The following is a 23252-nucleotide window of genomic DNA, read 5'->3' on the forward strand; positions in this document are numbered from 1 at the left end:
GAAGACGACGCTCTAGAGTCCCAGGGGTGATTATCGCCAACGTCGCACTGGATGGTTCCGGCGTGCTCTTCGACATCGAACTCGTCGGCTCGGTCATCGCGTCGATCGTCCCCGCCGGCAGTCCATGCGGTACCGGCGTCGAGGTGCTCGACGGGGGAGGTGGGGTTGCCCTGCCCGGATTTGTGGACAGTCACGTACACCTGACTCAATGGGCGGCGGCGCGTCGGCGTATCGATGTCGGGCCTGCCACGTCGGCGGCCGATGCCGTCGCGCTGGTGTACCCCTATGCGCGGACAGCAGGCGATTCGGTGGTGCGCGCCAACGGCTTCCGGGACGCACAGTGGCCCGAGGAGCCGCACAAGGATCTGCTCGAGAATGCACTGCCCGGTGCCCGGGTGGCAATGACGAGCATGGACCTGCACACGCTGTGGCTGAGCCCGGCATTGCTCGCAGATCTGGGAATCGATCACCCCACCGGGGTGCTCCGCGATGTCGACGGCCTCGAAGCGGTCATGGCACTCGAGGAACAGGAAGACCCGGCGGAACTCGATCGGGCCGTACTCGACGCCACCGCAGCGCTGGCGGTTCGCGGAGTCACCGGCGTCGTCGATTTCGAGTTCGCAGACAACAGAACGGTCTGGGATCGACGCCTGTCGGCCGGTTCTCCCGCGGTACGCGTCGATACGACGGTATGGCCGCAGTGGCTCGACGAGGCAATCGAACGCGGTGAGCGGACCGGCGACGTCTCGGCGCTCTCGGAACTGATCAGGCGCGGACCGCTCAAGGTGATGCTCGACGGTTCGCTCAACACCAGAACGGCGTGCTGCCACGACCGGTACCCGGGCATCGAGGGCGACGACGCGTTCGGTCTGTTGCTCGAGACCCAGGAGAGTCTGTTCGAGCTCGTCTCGCGGGCGTCGCGCAGTGGCATCGTGCCGGCGATCCATGCGATCGGCGACCGCGCCAACAGCGTCGCGCTCGATGCGTTCGAGCGGGCCGGCTGCGGTGGTCGAATCGAACACGCGCAGCAGATCCTGCCGGAGGACATCGAACGTTTCGCCGCACTGGGTGTCACGGCGTCGGTGCAGCCGCAGCACGCCATGTCCGACCGCGACATAGCCGAGAATCTGTGGTCCGGGCGGCGCTCGGTGGCCTACGGCTACGGAACGCTTCACCGCAGCGGGGCGCGACTGCTCTTCGGCTCCGATGCCCCGGTCAGTCCACCCGAACCGCTGGCCGGAGTCGCCGCCGCGGTGTTTCGAACGGACGACGACCGACCGCCGTGGCACGTCGAGGAAGCAGTGCCCCTCGACGCCGCGCTGCAGGCCGCGTGTGGCGGTCGCCGGGCGCTTCGAGTGGGGGACGCGGCGGACATCGTCGTGCTCGTCGAGCATCCCGAGCACCGCGCGGTGCACGATCTCGCGGAAACGGAGATCCGAGCCACGATCTGTGCAGGCGCGCTCACCCACGCGGCTGCGGTGTAGGCGCACCCGACCCTCGTGCGCGCTTTGCGTAGGCAGAGGTACGCAAAACGCGCACGAGGTGATCGATGTTGTCGGTGTGGCCGCGTAGCGTGACTGCGATGACGTCGATCACCGATCCGCGCGTGCGCGAGTTTCTGTCTTCGGGAACCCGTACCGGCAAGCTCGGGTACCTCGCCTCCGACGGGAGGCCCCTGGTGGCACCCATCTGGTTCCTCGTCGAAGGCGACCAGATCGTGTTCAACACGGGAGCAGACACGGCCAAGGGCAAGTCGATTCGCCGTGACCCCCGCGTGGTCCTGACCGTCGATCTCGAGCAGCCACCGTACGGTTTCGTCCAGGTGCAGGGCATCGCATCCGTCGACGAGGACCCGGCGGAGCTGGTTCGCACCGCAACCGAGATCGGAGCCCGGTACATGGGCCGCGAGCGCGCCGAGGAGTTCGGCACCAGGAACGGTGTTCCGGGTGAATTGATCGTTCGGGTGACGCCGAACAAGGTGATCGCCGCTTTCGACATGACGGCATGACGACCGACGATCTCTCCTCGGTCGGCACTGTAGATTGACCGGGTGCCGAATCGAGTCGGAGTGTGTCGGGTGAGCCCGAAACGGGTACCGACTTGTAACGGTCCTGTACATACGTACGGATATGTACTGAAAGGTAACTTCGAGTTGTCGCCGGTGAGAAAATAGAGAACGAAGTAAGCAACTTGCTCGACGTGTTCGGTGCCCACCGATCGCTGCTGGTTCAGCAGCCGGTGGGGGCGCGTGTGATTGTGGGAAAGAGAGGCATCGATTGGACCCGCTAGGTGTGGACGGTGCTGGACACGACGACGGAGTCGCCAGTCCTGAGCATTCGTCGTTCCCCCTGTCACCGGCCCAATTGGGAATGTGGTTCGCGCAGCACGTGGACCCTGCGGTACCCGCGAACATCGCCCAGTACATCGAGCTGCACGGTGATCTCGATGTGGAGCTACTCCGCCGGGCTTCGTCCCAGGCCGCGCTCGAGCTGCAGTCCGGATTCGTGCGTCTCCTCGAGATCGATGCCGAGCCTCGGCAGACCGTCGACCCCACTCTCGACGACTCCCTGAACTGCTTGGATCTGCGCGGTGAAGCCGACCCGCGCGCGGCGGCTCTGAAGTGGATGCACGACGACTACAGCGCGCCCATCGACATCCTCCGAGACCGGTTGATCGCCGCCACCGTTCTGCGCCTGGACGACGATGTGTGGTTCTGGTACGAGCGCGTTCACCACGTGGTGCTCGACGGTTTCGGTGCCGTCACCTTCATGAACCGCGCGGCGGAGCTGTACACGGCAGAAGTGGACGGCATCGAGCCGACCAAGAATCTGGCGTCGGATCTGACCAAGGTCTACGACATCGACGTGGCCTACCGAGACTCGACCCGCTTCGAGGCCGACCGCGAGTACTGGGCGTCGCGCATCGAGGGCATCGACGGGGTCACCACCCTGGCCGGTCACACGGCCCCGCCCGCGGCGAAGAGTCAGATCGACAGCACAGCTCTGTCCGCCGAGACCATGGAACGGCTCGAGGCCCTGCGCGCCCGGACCGACACGACGATGGCCACCATCGTCATCGGTGCTTTCGCCGCCTACCTCGCTCAGATGACCGGCCGCGAGGACGTCGTGCTCTCGCTCCCGGTGACCGCGCGTACCACCGCGGTCCTTCGCCGCTCCGGCGGAATGGTCTCCAACGTCGTGCCGCTGCGGCTCGATGTCGCAGGCGACACCACCGTCGAAACCCTTCTCGCACGCGTCAACGCCGAGGTCTCCGGAGCCCTGCGGCACCAGCGATACCGGCACGAGGACATCCGCCGTGACGCAGGCGGTGCCAGCGGTCAGGCATCGTTCTTCGGCCCGTGGGTCAACATCATGCTGTTCTTCGGCGAGGTACGCCTGGGTTCGATGGTCGGCGGCATCAACATTCTCTCCACCGGCCTGATCGAGGATTTCGGGCTCAACCTGTACACGAGCGTCGCCGGTTCCTCGACCCACATCGACTTCGAGTCCAACCCCAATTTGTACGGGTCGGAGCAGTCCGGGCGAAACCACGAACGGTTCGTCGATTTCATCGGTCGGTTCGTGGCGTCGGCTCCGACGGATCGGGTGTGGGATCTCGCGCTGACGGACGGTGACGAGCGTGAGTTGGTCGTGGCGCAATGGAACGCCACCGATCACGAAACCGACCCGCGCACGCTACTGTCGGCCTTCGAAGCGGCAGCTGCAGCGAACCCCCGCGCAACAGCGCTGGTGTACGAGGGCGAGGCGCTCACCTACGGCGATCTCTCGGCGCGAGTGAATGTGCTCGCTCGACACCTGATCGAGATGGGCGTAGGCCCCGAGACGCTCGTCGGACTCTCGATCCGTCGTTCGTTCGACCTCGTCGTCGGCATGTATGCCGTCGTGGCGGCCGGTGGTGCCTGGGTGCCGATCGATCCCGACCACCCCGCCGAGCGCACGGCGTACATCCTGGACTCCGCGCAGCCGCGCTGTGTGTTGATCTCCTCGTCCGACGACGTTGCCCTGCCCGAGGGAACCGAGACGGTGGCAGTCGATCTCCTCGACTACGCCTCGCGGTCCACCGCGCCGATCCGCGACGCCGAACGTACAGCGCCACTGCGTCTTTCGAACACCGCATACGTGATCTACACGTCCGGCTCGACCGGAAGACCGAAGGGCGTGGCGGTCGAGCATCGGGCGATCCACAACCAGATGGAGTGGATGCTCGCGGAGTACCCGATGGACGCCTCCGACGTCTATCTGCAGAAGACGGCCACCACCTTCGACGTCTCGCTCTGGGGGTTCTTCCTTCCGTTGCGGGTCGGCGCGACGATGGTGCTCGCGACACCCGACGGGCATCGCGATTCGGTGTACGTGGCCAACAAGATTGCCGAACACCGGGTCACCGTCACCGATTTCGTGCCGTCCATGTTGACGGTGTTCGTCGCCAATGCGCCGGTGCACACGTGCAGTTCGCTGCGACACGTGTTCGTGATCGGTGAGGCGCTGCCGGTCGAGACCGCCGCGTCGTTCCGGGCGATATCCCCTGCGGGACTGCACAATCTCTACGGCCCCACCGAGGCTGCCGTCTCCGTGACGTACTACCCCAGCGGCCCGCAGGACAGTCGGACAGTTCCTATCGGTGTGCCCGAATGGAACACGAAGGCGTTCGTTCTCGACAGTCGCTTGCGCCCCACACCGATCGGCGAGTCGGGTGAGCTCTACCTCTCCGGAGTGCAGCTCGCGCGCGGGTACGTGGGCCGGCCGGATCTGAGTTCGGATCGCTTCGTGGCCAATCCGTTCGGCGTCGGCGGCGACCGGATGTACCGCACCGGCGACCTCGTGCGCTGGCGTAGTGACGGAGTTCTGGATTACATAGGACGCACCGATTTCCAGGTGAAGTTCCGCGGCCAGCGCATCGAGCTCGGCGAGATCGAGACGGTTCTGCTGTCCCACGAATCCATCTCGCAGGCAGTGACTCTGGTGGCTCAGACGGTCACCGGCGACCAGTTGGTGGCCTATGTCGTCGCGGCTCCGGGGCGATCCATCGAATCCGCAGCGGCGATCGAATTCGCAGGACACGCGTTGCCGTCGTACATGGTGCCGGCGGCGGTGGTGGTCCTCGATGCTCTCCCGCTGAACACCAGCGGAAAGCTGGATCGAAAAGCGTTGCCGGAACCCGTGTTCAGCAGCGCGAAGAAGTATCGGGCACCGAAGAGCCGTGCGGACTACGTGGTGGCGGGCATCTACGAGGATCTTCTCGGGGCCTCCAAGGTCGGTCTGGACGAAGACTTCTTCGAGCTCGGTGGCAACTCGCTGATCGCTACTCAGTTGGTGACCCGAGTGGGCAGTGCACTGGGAGTGCGGCTCGGCGTCCGGGAACTGTTCGAGGCGCCCACCGTCGGCGCGCTCGCGGCCAGGGCGGAATCGGCGGCTCGGCTCGGCGCGGACGTACCGGTGCTGGAGGCCAAGGAACGGCCCGAGCGCATCCCGCTTTCGCCTGCGCAGCAGCGCATGTGGTTCCTCAACCGTTTCGACCCCACCACTGCGGTGTACAACCTGCCGTTCTCCGTCCGTCTGACCGGCCCTCTCGACGTGGTCGCCCTGTCGGCTGCATTCGCCGACGTCGTCGATCGACACGAGACGCTACGGACCGTCTACCCCGAGGTGGACGGCTCACCCGAGCAGGTCGTGCTCGAGGCAGCTCGCACCCCGGCAACGATCCTGCCGGTGCGCATCGACCGCCGCGACCTGGGCGGCCGCCTGCACGAACTGGTCGGAAAGGGCTTCGACGTCACGGTCGACACACCCTTCCGAATCGCGCTCTTCGAGATCTCACCGACCGAGCACGAACTCGCCATGGTGCTGCACCACATCGCCGCCGACGGCGCGTCGTTCGGTCCGCTCGCACGGGACGTGCTCGTGGCATACGCGAGCCGGATCAACGGGCGCGCACCGGAATGGACGCCGCTCGAGGTCCAGTACGCGGACTATGCGTTGTGGCAGCGGGCTGTGCTGGGCCCCGAGACCGATCCGCTGTCGATGGCCTCCCGTGAAATCGCCTACTGGAGTGCGACTCTCGAGGATCTGCCCGATCAGCTGGCCCTGCCGTCGAGCAGGCCGCGCCCTGCGGTGTCCTCGAACGCCGGCAGCAAGCTGCGCGTCGACGTTCCGGCGGGGCTGCACGCCTCGTTGGCACACCTGGCGCGCGCGAACAACGCCTCGCTGTTCATGGTGATGCAGGCCGCGTACGCGCTGCTGCTCGCCCGACTGAGCGGCACCACCGACATCGCCATCGGAGCGCCGGTTGCGGGCCGCGGCGAGCCCGCACTCGACGACCTGGTCGGCATGTTCGTCAACACCCTGGTGTTGCGCACCGACGTCGATCCCGCATTGACGTTCGAGGAACTGCTCGAACGAGTCCGCGACACCGACCTGTCTGCATACGCCCATGCCGATGTGCCGTTCGAGCGACTCGTCGAGGTGCTCAATCCGGTGCGCTCGACGTCGAGGCATCCGTTGTTCCAGGTTGCGATCTCGTTGGAATCTGCGATGTCGCGCGAGCTCACAGTCGGTGGACTCCGCGCGGAAGCCGCCGAATTCGATGTTCCCATCGCTAAATTCGACGTCCAGCTGTGGCTGACCGAGCACCTCGACGACGGAGTGCCCGCGGGCATCGACGCGGTGTTCGAATACGCCACAGATCTCTTCGACGCAGAACTCGTCGACAGTTTCGCGCGCCGATTCCTCGACATTCTGGACGCTGTCACCATCGACCCGACGGTTCCTGTCGGTGACGTCGACATCGTCGATGCCGCGGAGTACGAATGCGTGGCATCGCAATGGAACGCGTCGGGAGTCGACGTCTCTCGCGAGGTCACACTGGTCGACCTCCTGGACGCAGCGGCGTCCGAGAAGCCGAACGCCGTCGCGGTGCGCTTCGGCGGCACGTCTATGACGTACGCCGAGTTCGATGCCCGCACCAATCGTCTTGCCCGAGTTCTGATCTCCCATGGCGTCGGCCCCGAGAGCCTGGTCGCCGTCGCCCTGCCGAGGTCGGCAGAGCTCATCGTCGCCCTCGTGGCGGTCGTCAAGGCCGGCGGCGGTTATCTTCCGGTGGATCCGAGCTACCCGCTCGACCGCGTCGAGTACATGCTCGACGATGCTCGACCCACCACCGTGCTGTACTCCGGTGCCGAAGGCGTCGAGTTGCCGGTGGATGTCGAATCACACACCGGCGCAACGTTGCTCGACATGGACACCGTCGATCTCGCGTCGATGGCGGACGGCGTCGTCACCGACGACGAACGGACGCGTCCCTTGCGTCCCGACAACGTCGCCTACGTCATCTACACCTCGGGCTCGACCGGTCGCCCCAAGGGCGTGATGGTGCCGCATCGCAACGTGGTTCGGCTGCTCGCCAACACCGATTCGGTCTACAGCTTCGGTGCCGACGACGTGTGGACCATGTTCCACTCCTACGCATTCGACTTCTCGGTCTGGGAGCTGTGGGGTCCGTTGCTCTACGGCGGCACGTTGGTGGTCGTGGACTACTTCACCTCGCGATCGCCCGAGGCATTCCACCGACTGCTCGTCGACGAGCGGGTGACGGTGCTCAACCAGACGCCATCGGCGTTCTATCAGCTCTCCGAGGCCGATCGCGTCGCGGTGACCGACGGCGGTGAGCTGTCACTGCGGTATGTGATCTTCGGCGGTGAAGCACTCGAACAGCGCCGACTCACCGGGTGGTTCGAGCGGCACGGGGACACTGCGCCGCGGCTGATCAACATGTACGGCATCACCGAGACCACCGTCCACGTGTCGTACCGTGAGCTCGGTTCTGCGTCCGTGGGGACCAGTGCATCGGTGGTCGGCAAGCCGATCGCCGGTCTGCGCGTGTTCGTGCTCGATACCCGACTGCATCCGGTTCCGGTGGGTGTTCCCGGCGAAATGTACGTCGGCGGTGGACAACTCGCCCGCGGTTACCTGGGTCGCCGAGCGCTGACATCGACCCGCTTCGTGGCGAACCCGTTCGCCTCGGGGTCCGAGGATGGGTCGCTGCTGTACCGAACGGGTGACCTCGCGCAATGGAACGCCGGGGGAGAACTCGAGTACCTCGGACGCTCGGACGATCAGGTCAAGGTGCGCGGATTCCGCATCGAGCTGGGCGAGGTCGAGGCTGCAGTGACAGCGCAGCCGACGGTCACCCAGGCGGCCGTCGTCGTTCGTGAGGATTCGCCGGGTGCGGCGCGTCTGGTGGCGTACGTGGTCTCCGCGGCAGTCGAGGGCCGCCCGATCGTCGACATCGAAGACCTCAGGGCCGGTATCGCTGCAGCTCTTCCGGAATACATGGTGCCGTCCGCTTTCGTTGTGCTGGACGCCATTCCGTTGACGGTCAACGGCAAGCTCGATCGCCGGGCACTGCCGGCACCGGTGTTCGAGGTACGCGAGTTCCGCGCTCCGACCACCCCGATCGAGGAGATCGTCGCCGACGTCTTCGCAGACGTGCTCGGGGTCGAGCGGGTGGGGCTCGACGACGACTTCTTCGAGCTCGGCGGCAACTCGTTGATCGCCACCCAGGTGGTCTCACGATTGGGAGTGGCGCTCGATGCCACTGTGCCGGTGCGCATGTTGTTCGAAGCCTCGACCGTCGCCCTGCTCGCGGTGCGGGTCGAGCAAGCAGCGGGCGAAGGTGGACGCACCGCGCTGGTCGCGGCGGTGCGGCCGGAGCGAATTCCGCTGTCGCTGGCGCAGCAGCGAATGTGGTTCCTCAACCGGTTCGACGCAGATTCCACCGCGTACAACATTCCGTTCGCGTTGAAGTTGACCGGCGAGCTCGATGTCGCGGCACTGCAGGTTGCGATCATGGACGTGATCGACCGGCACGAGTCGCTGCGCACGGTGTATCCCGATACCGCCCACGGCCCACAACAGTCCATTCTCGACGCCGCTCAGACGGTGCCGAACCTGATGCCCATTCCGACGTCTGCGGTCGACATCCAGCGGCAGGTTTTCACGTTGGCTTCGACGACGTTCGACGTGACCGTCAATGTTCCGATTCAGGCCCGACTGTTCGAGATCGGCCCGCGCGAACACGTCATCGCCATGGTGGTGCACCACATTTCGGCCGACGGATGGTCCATGGGCCCGCTGGCGCGCGACATCATGATCGCGTATGCCTCGCGCACTGCCTGGGAGAACCCGGCGTGGATGCCGTTGGAGGTGCAGTACGCCGATTACAGCCTGTGGCAGCGCTCGGTTCTCGGATCCGAGGACGATCCGCAATCGCTGATCTCCGGCCAGGTCGAGTACTGGGCTCAGATGCTGGCCGGGTTGCCGGATCAGCTCGATCTGCCGACCGACCGGCCTCGCCCGAATCGCCAGTCCTACCAGGGCTCGTCGATCCGCTTCGAGGTGCCGGCCGAGGTCCATCGCGGCCTCTCTGCGCTGGCCCATACGCACAACGCGTCCCTGTTCATGGTCGTCCACGCTGCTCTGGCAGTGTTGCTCGCGCGCCTCTCGGGCACCGAGGACATTGCGATCGGCACCCCGGTCGCCGGTCGCGGCGACGCAGCCCTCGACGACGTGGTCGGCATGTTCGTCAACACGCTCGTACTGCGTACCGATATCGAAGCGGGTCGCACGTTCTCGGAGCAGATCGGGCGCGCGAGGGAAGTGGCGCTCGGTGCGTTCGGGCACGCCGATCTTCCGTTCGAGCGCTTGGTCGAGGTGCTGAATCCGTCGCGTTCGCAGGCGCGGCACCCGCTCTTCCAGGTGATGCTCTCGTTCGAGAACCTCACCCGTACGCACGTGGACCTGCCGGGTCTATCGGTGGACAGCGTTGCACTCGACGCCGAGGTGGCGAAGTTCGACCTCCAGCTGACCGTCACCGAGTCGATCGGAGTGGACGGGCGCGGACAGGGCATGGCCGCCGAGTTGACCTACGCGACCGACCTGTTCGATGCCGAGACGGTGCGCGGCTTCTCCGATCGTTTCGTGCGGATGCTCACCGCGGTGGTGGCCGATCCGTCGGTGTCGGTGGGAGACATCGATCTTCTCGACGACGGTGAGCGCGCGCGAGTCGTGACGGCGTGGAACCACACCGAACACGACGTGCCGAAGCAGGTGACGCTGGTCGACCTGTTCGACCGTCAGGTCGCCGAGACTCCCGATGCACCGGCGCTGGTGTTCGAGGGCGAGCGGCTGACGTATGCGGAGTTCGCCGCGAGAGCCAATCGCCTTGCGCGCCATCTGGTGTCGATCGGAGTCGGGCCCGACTCCCTCGTCGGACTCGCTGTCGGTCGAAGCCTCGACCTGTTCGTCGGTATGTATGCGATCGTCAAGGCGGGGGCTGGTTACGTTCCGATCGACCCGAAGCAGCCGGCCGACCGCAACGAGTACATCGTCGCCACGGCGGCACCGATCCGAGTGCTGTCCATCACGCGCGATCACGTGGAGTTCGCCGGAGTCGAAACGATCGACATCGACACGCTCGACGTGTCGACGTTGTCGTCGGCTCCGCTGACCGATGCCGATCGAATCGCCCCGCTACGACCCTCGAACACCGCCTACGTGATCTTCACGTCCGGATCGACAGGCCGACCCAAGGGCGTCGGGGTGTCGCACGAAGCGATTGTCAACCGCCTGCTGTGGATGCAGCACGAGTACCGGTTGAATGTCGACGACGTGGTGCTGCAGAAGACTCCGTCGACCTTCGACGTGTCGGTGTGGGAGTTCTTCTGGGCCCTGCAGAACGGCGCGTCCGTGGCCATCGCCGTCCCGGACGGTCACCGAGACGCGTTGTACCTGCTCGATGTCATTGCACGCGAGCATGTCTCGGTGGTGCACTTCGTGCCCTCCATGATGTCCGTCTTCGTTCCTGAGGTGGAACGGCGCAGGACGTCGGGTGCCACGCTGCGGCTGGTGTTCGCATCCGGTGAGGCTCTGGCTCCCACCACTGCCCGGGCACTGCGCCGCGCGATCGGGGGAGTGGCGCTGCACAACCTGTACGGTCCGACGGAGGCCGCGGTCGACGTGACGTATCACGCTGTGACGGACGAAGACTCGGATGTCATGCCGATCGGTGCTCCGGTGTGGAACACCGCGGTGTACGTGCTGGATTCGCGACTGAACCCCACTCCCGTCGGAGTCGCGGGTGAGCTCTATCTGGCGGGTACACAGTTGGCTCGTGGCTACGTCGGTCGCCCCGATCTGACCGCGGATCGATTCGTGGCGCATCCGTTCGCTACGGGCGGAGCTCGTCTCTACCGCACCGGCGACGTCGTGCGGTGGAACCGACACGGCGAACTGGAATACGTCGGACGTTCCGACTTCCAGGTCAAGCTTCGCGGCCTGCGCATCGAACTCGGCGAGATCGAATCGGCACTGCTGGCACAGCGTTCGATCTCCCAGGCGGTCGTCGTCGTGCGCCGCGAACAACTCGTCGGGTACGTCGTACCGTCCGGTGCCTCGGTGGACACCGGAGCCGTACTGGCCGCGCTTCGGGCACGACTGGCTGAATACATGGTGCCGTCGACTCTCATCGTGCTCGCGGAGTTCCCATTGGGCGCGAGCGGCAAGCTCGATCGAAAGACGTTGCCCGATCCTGCCTTCGAGGTGACCGAGTACCGGGAGCCGACGAACGACATCGAACGTGTCGTCGCCGACGTCTTTGCTCAGGTGCTGGGTATCGAGCGGGTCGGTCTCGACGACGACTTCTTCGATCTCGGCGGAAACTCGCTCATCGCGACACAGTTGGTGTCCAGGCTGGGCGTCGCTCTGGATACCCGCATCGCGGTGCGGGAGCTCTTCGACACGTCGACAGTGGCCGACCTCGCCGCTCGGTTGGGCACGCTGGTCGCCACCGGTAGTCGCCCGCCACTGGTGCCGCAGGAGCGGCCGGAACACATACCGCTGTCGTTGGCCCAGCAGCGCATGTGGTTCCTGAACAAGTTCGACGTGGAATCGGCTGCCAACAACATCCCGATCGCCGTGCGCCTGTCCGGTCTGCTCGACCGCCGCGCGATGCAGATCGCGGTGTCCGACGTCGTTGCTCGGCACGAATCCCTGCGCACGGTGTTCCCCGAGACGGACGGCACCGCACATCAGGTGATCGTCGACGCGCAGTCGGCCACCCCCGACCTGACGCCTGTCGACATAGCCGCACACGACGTGGCGGACGCGATGCGCGAACTGGCCACCACCGGCTTCGACCTGTCCAAGGACCTGCCGTTCCGGACGAGGCTGTTCGAGGTCAGTCCCACCGAGCACCTGCTCGTATTCGTCGTCCATCACATCGCGGCCGACGGATTCTCACTGGGTCCGCTGACTCGTGACGTGATGAATGCCTATGCCGCGCGGTCGATGAACCAGGAACCGTACTGGTCTCCGCTTCCGGTCGATTACGCCGACTACAGCCTCTGGCAGCGCGAGGTCCTCGGTTCCGAGAGCGATCCCACCTCCATCGTCTCGCAGCAGATCGACTACTGGACAACGGCATTGGCCGGTCTACCCGACCAGTTGGATGTGCCGTCGGATCGTCCGCGGCCCGCCGTTGCGTCGAACAGCGGTGCGCTGGTGCGCTTCTCGATCGACGAGGATCTGCATCGCGGCCTGATCGACGCTGCGAGAGCCGAGAACGCCTCGCTGTTCATGGTGGTGCACACCTCGCTGGCGGTACTGCTGTCGCGGTTGTCCGGTGAAGCCGACATCGCGATCGGCACTCCGGTCGCCGGTCGCGGCGAGGCGGCTCTCGACGACCTGATCGGCATGTTCGTCAACACCCTGGTCCTGCGCACCGAGATCGATACGTCGCGGCGGTTCGACCAGGTACTCGCCGACACCCGAGAGACCGACCTCTCTGCGCTGGCTCACCTCGACGTTCCGTTCGAGCGGCTCGTCGAGATCCTCAACCCTGCCCGTTCCACGGCGCGTCATCCCCTCGTACAGGTGGTTCTCGCGTTCCAGAACCTGGGTCAGAAAGACCTGGAACTGCCGGGACTGTCGGTGTCCACCGTCGACTTCGAAACCGTGGTCTCGCTGTTCGATCTCCAATTCACCTTCGTGGAGAAGATCGGTCCGGCCGGTGCCCCACAGGGCATGGTCGTCGACGTCACCTACGCGACGGATCTGTTCGACGAGGACACCGTCCTCGTTCTGTGCGAGCGGTTGGTCACCGTCCTGGGTTCGGTCGCGGAGAATCCCGCGGCCGTGGTCGGCGAGATCGAGCTTCTCGACGACAGCGAACGCACCCGAGTCCTTCGTGAGTGGAACGACACCGAGCATCCCGTCGACCGCTCGCAGACCTTGGTCTCGTTGTTCGAGGCCCAGGTCGAGAAGACCCCGGACGCAACGGCTCTGGTGTTCGAGGGTGAGTCGCTGACGTACGAGGAGTTCTCTGGTCGCGTCAACCGACTCGCTCGCGTGCTGATCTCTCGCGGAGTCGGGCCGGAAACATCGGTTGCCGTCGCCGCTCGTCGGTCGATCGAGCTGCTCGTCGCCATTCATGCCATCGTCACGGCCGGCGGTGCCTACGTCCCCATCGATCCGGACCAGCCTGCCGAACGTACGGGCCACATCCTCGACACCGCGGCTCCGGTCTGCATCCTGACGACCGACCGCGACGGGTTCTCCTTCGGCTCGGACGTCCCGGTTCTCGACATCGCCGAGAATTCGGCCGCGGGTCTCGACGTGTCGGACGCTCCGATCGGTGACGCGGATCGACGTGCTCCACTGCTGCCGTCGAACGCCGCGTACGTGATCTTCACCTCGGGTTCCACCGGTACCCCCAAGGGCGTTGCGGTGACACACATGTCCATCGTCAACCGTCTGTCGTGGATGCGAGAGCACTTCCCTCTGACGGCCGACGACGTGATGCTGCAGAAGACGCCGGTGACGTTCGACGTCTCGGTACCGGAGCTGTTCTTCCCGTTGCAGATCGGTGCGACGTTGGTGATCGCGAAACCGGACGGTCACCGCGACCCGACGTATCTCGTCGATCTCATCGTCGAACGATCCATCACCGCTGCTCATTTCGTGCCTGCACTGCTCGAGGTGTTCGTCGGCGAGGACGGTGTTTCGCGCGCCGAGTCGCTGCGGATGGTGTTCGCCTCCGGTGAGGCTCTGTCCGCAGGCGTGGGCGCTCGACTGCGGGCCGTGTTGCCGAACACGACTCTGCACAATCTGTACGGTCCGACCGAGGCTGCGGTCGAGGTGACCTCGTACGAGGTGACCGAGGCCGACGTCGACGTGGTGCCGATCGGTGCTCCGGTGTGGAACACCCACACGTACGTGCTGGATTCACGCTTGCGACCGGTGGCTCCCGGAGTCGCAGGCGAGCTCTATCTCGCGGGTGTGCAGTTGGCGCGCGGATATCTGGACCGTTCCGATCTGACCGCCGACCGTTTTGTCGCCGACCCGTACGGCGAGCGCGGCGACAGAATGTATCGCACCGGCGACCTGGTGCGCTGGCGTGACGAGAACGGTCCGGGCACCACCGGGTCGGGTGGGGTTCTGGAATACCTGGGCCGCACCGACTTCCAGGTCAAGCTTCGCGGCCTGCGCATCGAACTGGGCGAGATCGAAACCGTGTTGCGGCGCCATCCCGGTGTCGGATCGGCTGTGGTGCTCGTGCATTCGAGCGAGGTGACCGGTGATCAGCTCGTTGCGTACGTCGTGCCTACTTCTGGGTCGACCCTCGACCCGGCCGAGTTGACCGAGACAGCCGCAGGTTCACTGATCTCGTACATGGTTCCTGCGGCGTTCGTCGTGCTCGATTCCCTGCCTCTCACACCGAGCGGCAAGCTCGACCGTCGATCGCTCCCGGATCCCGAGATCGTTCAGCGCGAGTTCAGAGCACCGAGCACGGCCACGGAAATGGTTGTGTCCGATGTGTTCCGCGAGATTCTGGGCGTAGACCGAGTGGGTGCGGACGACGAGTTCTTCGCACTCGGTGGAAATTCGCTGGTGGCGACGAGAGTGGCGTCGCGTATCGGCGTCGCACTCGACACCACCGTGTCGGTTCGCGCGATCTTCGAGGCCGCCACGGTGTCTGCGCTCGCAGCCCGACTCGACGAGCAGACCGGTTCCGGTGGACGAAAGTCGTTGGTGCGCAGCGAGTTGCCCAAGACAATCCCGCTCTCGCTCGCGCAACGCCGAATGTGGTTCCTGAACCAGTTCGACGTCGACGCCGCAACGAACAACCTTCCGGTGGCCATCGAGCTGACCGGCACGCTCGACGTCGAAGCCCTGGCTACCGCCGTCGCCGACGTCGTCGAGCGGCACGAGTCGTTGCGCACGATGTATCCCGAGGTCGACGGAACTGCGTCGCAGGTCATCGTCGACGCCGCGCAGGTCGTGCCGGAACTGCACGCCCGTTCGGTCGCCGAGGCCGAGGTCGTCGGTGCGCTCACCGATCTGTTCATGGGCGGATTCGACGTTGCGACGGTACCGCCGCTGCGCGCAGCGTTGCTGCAGATCGAACAGGGCCGTTACGTCCTGGCGTTCGTGACCCACCACATCGCTGCCGACGGCTACTCGATGGGACCGTTGACCCGTGATCTGATGATCGCCTACGGGGCCAGGTCTTCCGGCGTGGCGCCGAACTGGGAGCCACTGCCGGTTCGCTACGTGGACTACACCCTGTGGCAGCTCGCCGAGCTCGGTTCCGAGGACGACCCGCAGTCGCCGATCGCGACGCAGATTCGGCACTGGTCGCACACGCTGTCCGGACTGCCCGACGAAATCACGTTCCCCGGTGATCGGCCTCGCCCGGACACCGCGTCGTATCGCGGCGGAAACGTCGTCCTCACTGTCGGTGCTGCAACCCGGGCGAGCCTGGTGGATCTGGCTCGCGATCATCGGTCGTCTCTGTTCATGGTGCTGCACACCGCACTTGCCGTACTGCTCGCACGACTGTCGGGTGAGCGGGACATCGCGATCGGTACACCGGTCGCAGGCCGCGGCGACGCGGCACTGGACGATGTGATCGGCATGTTCGTCAACACCCTGGTGTTGCGCACGGACTTCGCGCTGGATTCGTCGTTCGTCGCTGCGCTGGAACATGTCCGAGAAACGGATCTGTCGGCCTTCGGCCACGCGGACGTTCCGTTCGAGCGTCTCGTCGAGGCTCTCGATCCGGCTCGTTCGGCCGCGCGACACCCGTTGATCCAGGTGATGCTGACGGTGCAGAACATGGAGCAGACCGAACTCGAGCTGCCCGGACTGCACGTGCGCGGACTCGACCTCGACATCGTCACGGCCAAGTTCGATCTGCAGTTCACGTTCACCGACAATGCCGACGGCAGCACGCGACTCGACGTCACCTATGCTCGCGACCTCTACGACGAGGACACCGCCCGCAGCTTCGGTACCCGGTTGCTGCGCATCCTCGACACGGTCGCCGAGAACTACGGCGCTCCGGTGGGAACCATCGAGTTGATGGACACGGCCGAGCGCGACCACGTTCTGGCGCTTGCCCGTACGGCACCCGCCGTCGCGGATACGCCGGAGACGCTGGTGGACCTGTTCGCCGCTCGCGCCGCCGAGGCACCCGAGTCGGTGGCCGTGGTGTTCGGCGATCGCACCTGGACCTACCGGCAGATCAACGAGGCATCCAATGCACTGGCCCGACGTCTGTCGACGGTCGGAGTGGGCCCGGAAAGCCTTGTCGCCGTAGTTCTTCCGCGGTCCACCGACCTCGTCGTCGGCTTGCTCGGCGTGCTCAAAGCAGGTGGCGGCTACGTCCCGATAGATCCGTCCTACCCGGCCGATCGCATCGAGTTCGTCCTGACCGACTCGCGTCCTGCCGCCCTGTTGACCTGGTCCGGGGTCGAGGTGGATCTACCGACGACATTGCCGCGCGTGGAGATCGACTCGTCCGACGACGCGGTCGACACTGCGCCGTTGGAACCGACCGAACTGCGTTCACCGCGCTCCGACGCACACGTCGCCTACGTGATCTACACGTCGGGGTCCACCGGTAAGCCCAAGGGCGTGGTGATTCCGCATCGCAATGTCGTTCGCCTGCTTGCGAACACGCAGAGCGAGTTCGACTTCGGTCCCGAGGACGTGTGGACGCTGTTCCATTCCTTCGCTTTCGACTTCTCGGTCTGGGAGCTGTGGGGGCCGCTCACCACCGGCGGCACCGTGGTCGTCGTGGACTACTACACGTCACGGTCACCGGAAGCTCTGCGCGAGTTGCTGGTTTCCGAGCGGGTCACCGTGCTCAACCAGACACCGTCGGCCTTCTACCAGCTGGACGAGGCCGATCGAACCGCCGCCACAGCGGCCGATTACGCGTTGCGGTTCGTGATCTTCGGTGGCGAGGCACTCGAGCTGCGCAGGCTGTCCGGCTGGTTCGCCAGGCACGGTGACAGTCGTCCGCGACTGGTCAACATGTACGGAATCACCGAGACCACGGTGCACGTGTCGCACCGCGAGCTCGATGTGACCTCGGCCGCGTCCGCCTCGGGATCTCTGGTGGGACGGGCGATTTCAGGACTCGCGGTCTATGTACTCGACTCTCGGCTCGGGCTTCTTCCGGTCGGAGTTCCCGGTGAGATGTACGTCTCGGGCGGCCAGGTCGCGCGCGGATATCTCGGCCGAGCAGGATTGAGCGCCACCCGTTTCGTGGCCGATCCGTTCGCTGCGGACGGATCGGTGCTGTACCGCACCGGCGATGTCGCACGGTGGTCCGCTTCGGGCGAACTCGAGTTCGTCGGGCGAGCCGACGATCAGGTCAAGATCCGCGGATTCCGGATCGAGCTGGGCGAGGTCGAATCCGCTGTCGCCGCAGCGGCGACCGTGGGCCAGGCAGCCGTGATCGCTCGCGAGGACACTCCGGGCTCGGCGCGACTGGTTGCATACGTGGTGCCCGCTGCGGGTGCTGTCGTGGATGTCGACACCCTGCGCTCGTCGGTCGCCGAGAACCTCCCCGACTACATGGTGCCGTCCGCGTTCGTCGTACTCGACACCATTCCGTTGACGGTCAACGGAAAGCTCGACCGGCGCGCGCTTCCCGCGCCCGCAGCTCAGCTTCGGCAGTTCCGTTCGCCGTCCACGCCGATCGAGGAGATCGTTGCCGGTGTCTTCGCCGGTGTGCTGGGAGTGGATCGCGTCGGACTCGACGACGACTTCTTCGAGCTCGGTGGAAATTCGCTGGTCGCAACCCAGGTGGTCTCTCGGATCGGTGCCGCTCTCGGCCGAAACGTGCCGGTGCGGATGTTGTTCGAGGCATCGACGGTCGAGTCGCTGGCGCACCGTGTGGAACGCAGCTCCGGGCCCGAGCGCCCTGCACTGGTGGCGCGACCGCGACCGGACTTCGTCCCGTTGTCGCTGGCGCAGCAGCGCATGTGGTTCCTCAACCGGTTCGACAACTCGTCGACGGCCTACAACATCCCGTTCGCGATGCGGTTGAGCGGCAACCTCGACGTCGACGCGCTCGAGCAGGCCGTCCTCGACGTGATCGAACGCCACGAGACCTTGCGTTCGGTGTACCCGGACTCGCCGGACGGGCCTCATCAGGTAATCGTGCCGATGTCCGAGGTGCGCACAGCACTGACCGTCGTGGACACCGATGCCGAATCCGTCGCTACCCGCGTCGGTGAACTGTTGGCGACCACCTTCGACGTCACCGCGTCGATCCCGTTGCAGGCGGTACTCTTTCGGGTGTCCGACACCGAGTTCGTGCTCGGAATGGTCATCCACCACATCAGCGCCGACGGGTTGTCCACGGTTCCCCTCTCGACCGACGTGATGACGGCGTACGCCGCGCGTTCCCGTCGATCCGATCCGCAGTGGTCTCCATTGGCCGTCCAATACGCCGACTACGCGCTCTGGCAGCGGGAGGTACTAGGCGACGACGGCGATGCCGACTCGATCGCAGCGCAACAGATTCGGTACTGGACGGACGCGTTGGCCGACCTTCCCGAGCAACTTGATCTGCCGTTGGATCACCCACGGCCTGCCGAGCAGACCTTCCGCGGCAGCCGCATCGATTTCCACATCGATGCCGAGGTCCGGGCTGCTCTGGTCGCACTCGCGCGTACCCACAACGCCACGGTGTTCATGGCCGTGCACGCAGCATTCGCGACGCTGCTGGCTCGCATTTCCGGATCGCAGGACATCGTGGTCGGTACTCCGATCGCAGGCCGCGGCGAAGCGGAGATCGAGAATCTCGTCGGCATGTTCGTCAACACGTTGGTGTTGCGTCTCGACGCGCGCGCCGATGCCAGTTTCGAGGACCTTCTGGTAGCGGCTCGCGAGACCGACCTGCAGGCATTCGCCCATGCGGACATTCCGTTCGAGCGTCTGGTCGAGGTGGTGAATCCGGCACGTTCGACGGCTCGGCATCCGCTGTTCCAGGTGGGCTTCTCCTTCCAGAACTTCGTGCGCCGCAGCTTCGAGTTGGACGGTCTCGACATCTCGGCACTCGACACCGACTCGACGACGTCTCAGTTCGATCTGCACCTGATCGTCACCGATACGCCCGGATCGAGCGACTCGCAGAGCGGGGAGCTCGGCGGGTTCGGGGCGATGTTGACCTACGCCACAGATCTGTTCGACGAGCGAACCGCCCGGACTCTGGTCGATCGGTTCCAGCAACTGTTGGCCGCAATCGTCGCATCGCCTGCGACCGCCATCGGCGATCTGGATCTCCTGCTCGGCGACGAGCGCGAGACCATCGTCTCGCGCTGGAACGACACGCATCGCAGCATCTCCGAGAGCACGCTGACCGACCTGTTCGCTGCATCGGCCGCGCGAGATCGCAGCGCCGTGGCTCTGATCCACGACGACGGCACACTCACCTACGGCGAGTTCTCCGATCGCGTTGCACGGCTGGCGCGTCATCTGATCTCTGTGGGGGTCGGACCCGAAGTGCGTGTGGGCCTTGCAATTCGGCGCTCCGTCGATTTGCTCGTCGGCATGTACGCGATCTCGGCCGCGGGCGGTGCGTATGTTCCGCTCGACCCGGATCAGCCTTTCGAGCGCAACTCGTTCGTCCTCGAGACGGCCGAACCCCTGTGTGTGCTCGTCGCGGCGAACGGTGCAGACGAGGACGGGATCGCCTCGGTCGCGACGGCCGTCGACATCACACAGCTGGACCTGTCCGGCTATTCCGCCGAGCCGGTGGCTCCGCACGAGCGGACGTCGGTGCTGCGCCCGGAGAACACCGCGTACGTCATCTTCACCTCCGGTTCGACCGGTCGACCCAAGGGCGTCGCGGTGAGCCACGGTGCCATCGTCAATCAACTCGAGTGGATGCGTGAGGAGTACGGCCTCGGTACCGCGGACGCGTCGCTGCTCAAGACGGCGGCAACGTTCGACCTCTCGGTGTGGGAGTTCTGGTCTCAGCCGACGTCGGGCGGACGAGTCGTCATCGCGGCTCCCGACGGGCATCGCGATCCGGATTATCTCCTGGCGGCAATCCGCGAGCACGAGGTGACGACGCTGCATCTGGTGCCGTCGACGTTGACGATGCTGACCACTGTCGCCGGCGGTTCCCTCGGACCCTCCTTGCGTCGTGTGCTGGCCATCGGCGAGGCACTTCCGGCTGCTCTGGCGCAGGACTTCCGGCGTCGGAACACCGCCGAGCTGTACAACCTGTACGGGCCGACCGAGGCCGCTGTGTCGGTGACGGCTCACCCGGTGACCGATGCCGACACGGTTGTCGTCCCCATCGGTGTGCCGGAAGCGAACACTGCTGTCCACGTTCTCGATTCGCGTCTGCACCCGGTTCCGGCGGGAATCACGGGCGAGCTGTACCTCGCCGGTGATCAGCTCGCACGCGGGTACTTCGGCCGCGAGGATCTCACTGCGGAACGGTTCGTTGCGAACCCGTTCTCGGTGGACGGCGGGCGGATGTACCGCACCGGAGACCTGGTGCGGTGGCGTCTGGCGGACGGCGATTCCGAGGGTGCCGAAAGTGCACGACTCGAGTACGTCGACCGAGTCGACTTCCAGGTCAAGATCCGGGGATTCCGGATCGAGCTCGGCGAGATCGAAGCCGCCGTGCGCGCACTGCCTCAGATCGCCGAGACCACCGTGGTGGTCCACCGGGACTCGGTGGTCGGTCAACAGTTGGTCGCGTACCTGGTGGGTGTCGACGGATCGGCTCCCGACACGGCGGCGGCCGAGAAGGATCTGGCGCGCGTACTGCCGTCGTACATGGTCCCGGCCGCGTTCGTTGTGCTCGAACGGCTTCCGCTCAACGCCAACGGCAAGCTCGATCGCGCGGCACTTCCGCACCCGCAGTTCGAGACAGCCGAGTTCCGGGCACCGGTGGGACACGTCGAGGAGATCGTCGCGCAGACCGTCGTCGATCTGCTCGGCCTCGACCGCGCCGGACGAGACGACGATTTCTTCGCGCTCGGCGGCAACTCGCTGATCGCAACGCAGTTGGTGTCCCGTCTCGGACAGGCGCTCGATGCGCAGGTTCCGGTGCGCGCAGTGTTCACCGCGTCGACGGTCGAGGGCCTTGCAGCTCACATCGCACCCCTCGTCGGCGGGGGAGCCCGTCGGGAGCTGACCTCGGTCGCGCGGCCTGACGTGCTGCCGCTCTCGGTGGCCCAGGACCGGATGTGGACGATCAACCGAGTCGATCCGGAGTCCGCCGCGTACAACATCCCGGTGGCGGTCCGACTGACCGGCGAGCTCGACGTAGCTGCTCTCGCGGCGGCGTTCGACGACGTGGTGGCCCGACACGAGATTCTGCGGACCCGGTATCCGGAGGGCACGGACGGTCCGATGCAACTCATCGGATCGGTCGCCGACGTCGGGGTCGACCTGACCCCGGAGAAGGTCGACCGAGACGCGTTGCCTGCCCGCCTGATGGAAGTACTGGGAACCGGCTTCGACGTCACCACGGCGGTGCCGGTCCGTGCAGCTCTGCTCGAGATCGGTGCGGACGAGCACGTACTGGCCGTTGTCGCGCACCATATTTCTGCCGACGGTTTCTCCATGGGCCCGCTCATCCGTGACGTGATGGTGGCCTACACGGCACGCGTCGACGGAGGCATGCCCACGTGGGAGCCGCTCGACGTCCAGTACGCCGACTTCGCGATCTGGCAGCGCGAGGTACTCGGCAGCGAGGCCGACCCGGACAGCGCACTCGCCCGACAGCTGTCCTACTGGACCGAGCGACTGTCCGGTGCTCCGGAAGTGCTCGAACTGCCGACGGATTCACCGCGTCCGGCTCGGCCGTCGATGCACGGCGCGGCCTATCGGTTCACCATCGGCCGGGATGTCGCCGGTCGCATCGAGGCGATCGCGCGCGAGCACGCGGCCACCACGTTCATGGTGGTCCACAGTGCGTTCGCCGTCCTGCTCTCGCGGCTGAGCAACTCCACCGACATCAGCATCGGCACGCCGAGCGCCGGTCGCGGTGAGCAGAAACTGGACGACTTGGTCGGCATGTTCGTCAACACCCTGGTTCTGCGAACCCGAGTGCAGCGCGCCGATTCGTTCCTGGATCTGCTGCAGCAGGCCAAGGAGACCGATCTCGCTGCGTTCGGCAACGCGGACGTGCCGTTCGAGCGGCTCGTCGATGCGCTCGGTCGGGCCAGGTCCACTGCGTACACGCCGTTGTTCCAGGTGATGCTGACGTTCCAGAACCACACCACCGGAACGTTCGAGCTGCCAGGACTACGCATCGAGGCGCTCGACGCCGGCGACGACCAGGCGAAGTTCGACTTGCAGTTGACCGCGGTCGAGTCGTTCGACGAGGCGGGATCACTCGCTGCGATCGAGGCGACGTTCACCTACGCCACGGCGCTGTTCACCGAGGCGAGTGTCGCGACCTTCGCCGAGCGCTTCGGGAAGATTCTCGAGGCGGTCACGGCCGATCCGACGGTGGCAGTGGGCTCCATCGACGTTCTCACCGACGACGAGAAGGCCGAGTTCGCACCCAAGGCCACTCCGAATACGATCGACGACCTGCCCGAGTTGGTGGCGCAGGCCGCGGCCGTGGCACCGGACGAGATCGCGTTCGAGCACGAGTCGACGCGAGTGACGTTCGCGGCGATGAACACCAGAGTGGCGCAGACGTCGGCGACGATGGGCGGTGCCATGAAGCCGCAGGCGCTCATGACGGTGACATTGTCCGCTCTGGTGCCCGGCATACTTCCGGCCCTCGGTGCACAAGGGCTCACCACGGCTCTGGCATCGTTGATCGAACGTGCGGAGTCGGTGATCGCGTCATCGTGAGCGGCGGCGATCCCGGCGGCACGTATCCCCGCCGACCGCGCGGGGCCAACG

The 23252-nt window shown here is 65.7% G+C and carries 3 protein-coding genes; all 3 read left to right on the forward strand.

What is annotated here, in order from left to right; genetic code table 11:
• Positions 1-26 precede the first annotated feature (26 nt).
• The 3 genes from ACQR3T_RS02990 to ACQR3T_RS03000 all read left to right on the forward strand — a co-directional run bounded on the left by ACQR3T_RS02990 (position 27) and on the right by ACQR3T_RS03000 (position 23201).
• Positions 27-1484 (forward strand): amidohydrolase family protein, encoded by a 1458-nt coding sequence (locus ACQR3T_RS02990; protein WP_428692495.1) that lies wholly within the window; start codon positions 27-29, stop codon positions 1482-1484.
• 98 nt (positions 1485-1582) lie between these two features.
• Positions 1583-2008: a PPOX class F420-dependent oxidoreductase gene (locus ACQR3T_RS02995; protein WP_032376623.1), complete on the forward strand. Its 426-nt coding sequence runs from the start codon at positions 1583-1585 to the stop codon at positions 2006-2008.
• Between the two features lie 268 nt (positions 2009-2276).
• The gene (locus tag ACQR3T_RS03000; protein WP_428692496.1) at positions 2277-23201 is read left to right on the forward strand and encodes a non-ribosomal peptide synthase/polyketide synthase; all 20925 of its coding nucleotides are present in this window, start codon (positions 2277-2279) and stop codon (positions 23199-23201) included.
• The last annotated feature ends 51 nt before the right edge of the window (positions 23202-23252 follow it).

It is taken from the genome of Rhodococcus sp. IEGM1428, assembly GCF_050321865.1.
In the GTDB taxonomy this organism is placed as follows: Bacteria; Actinomycetota; Actinomycetes; order Mycobacteriales; family Mycobacteriaceae; genus Rhodococcoides.

Excerpts from the sequence above, each read along its gene's own strand:
- ACQR3T_RS02995 (WP_032376623.1), top strand. The coding sequence starts at position 1,583 with ATGACGTCGATCACCGATCCGCGCGTGCGCGAGTTTCTGTCTTCGGGA.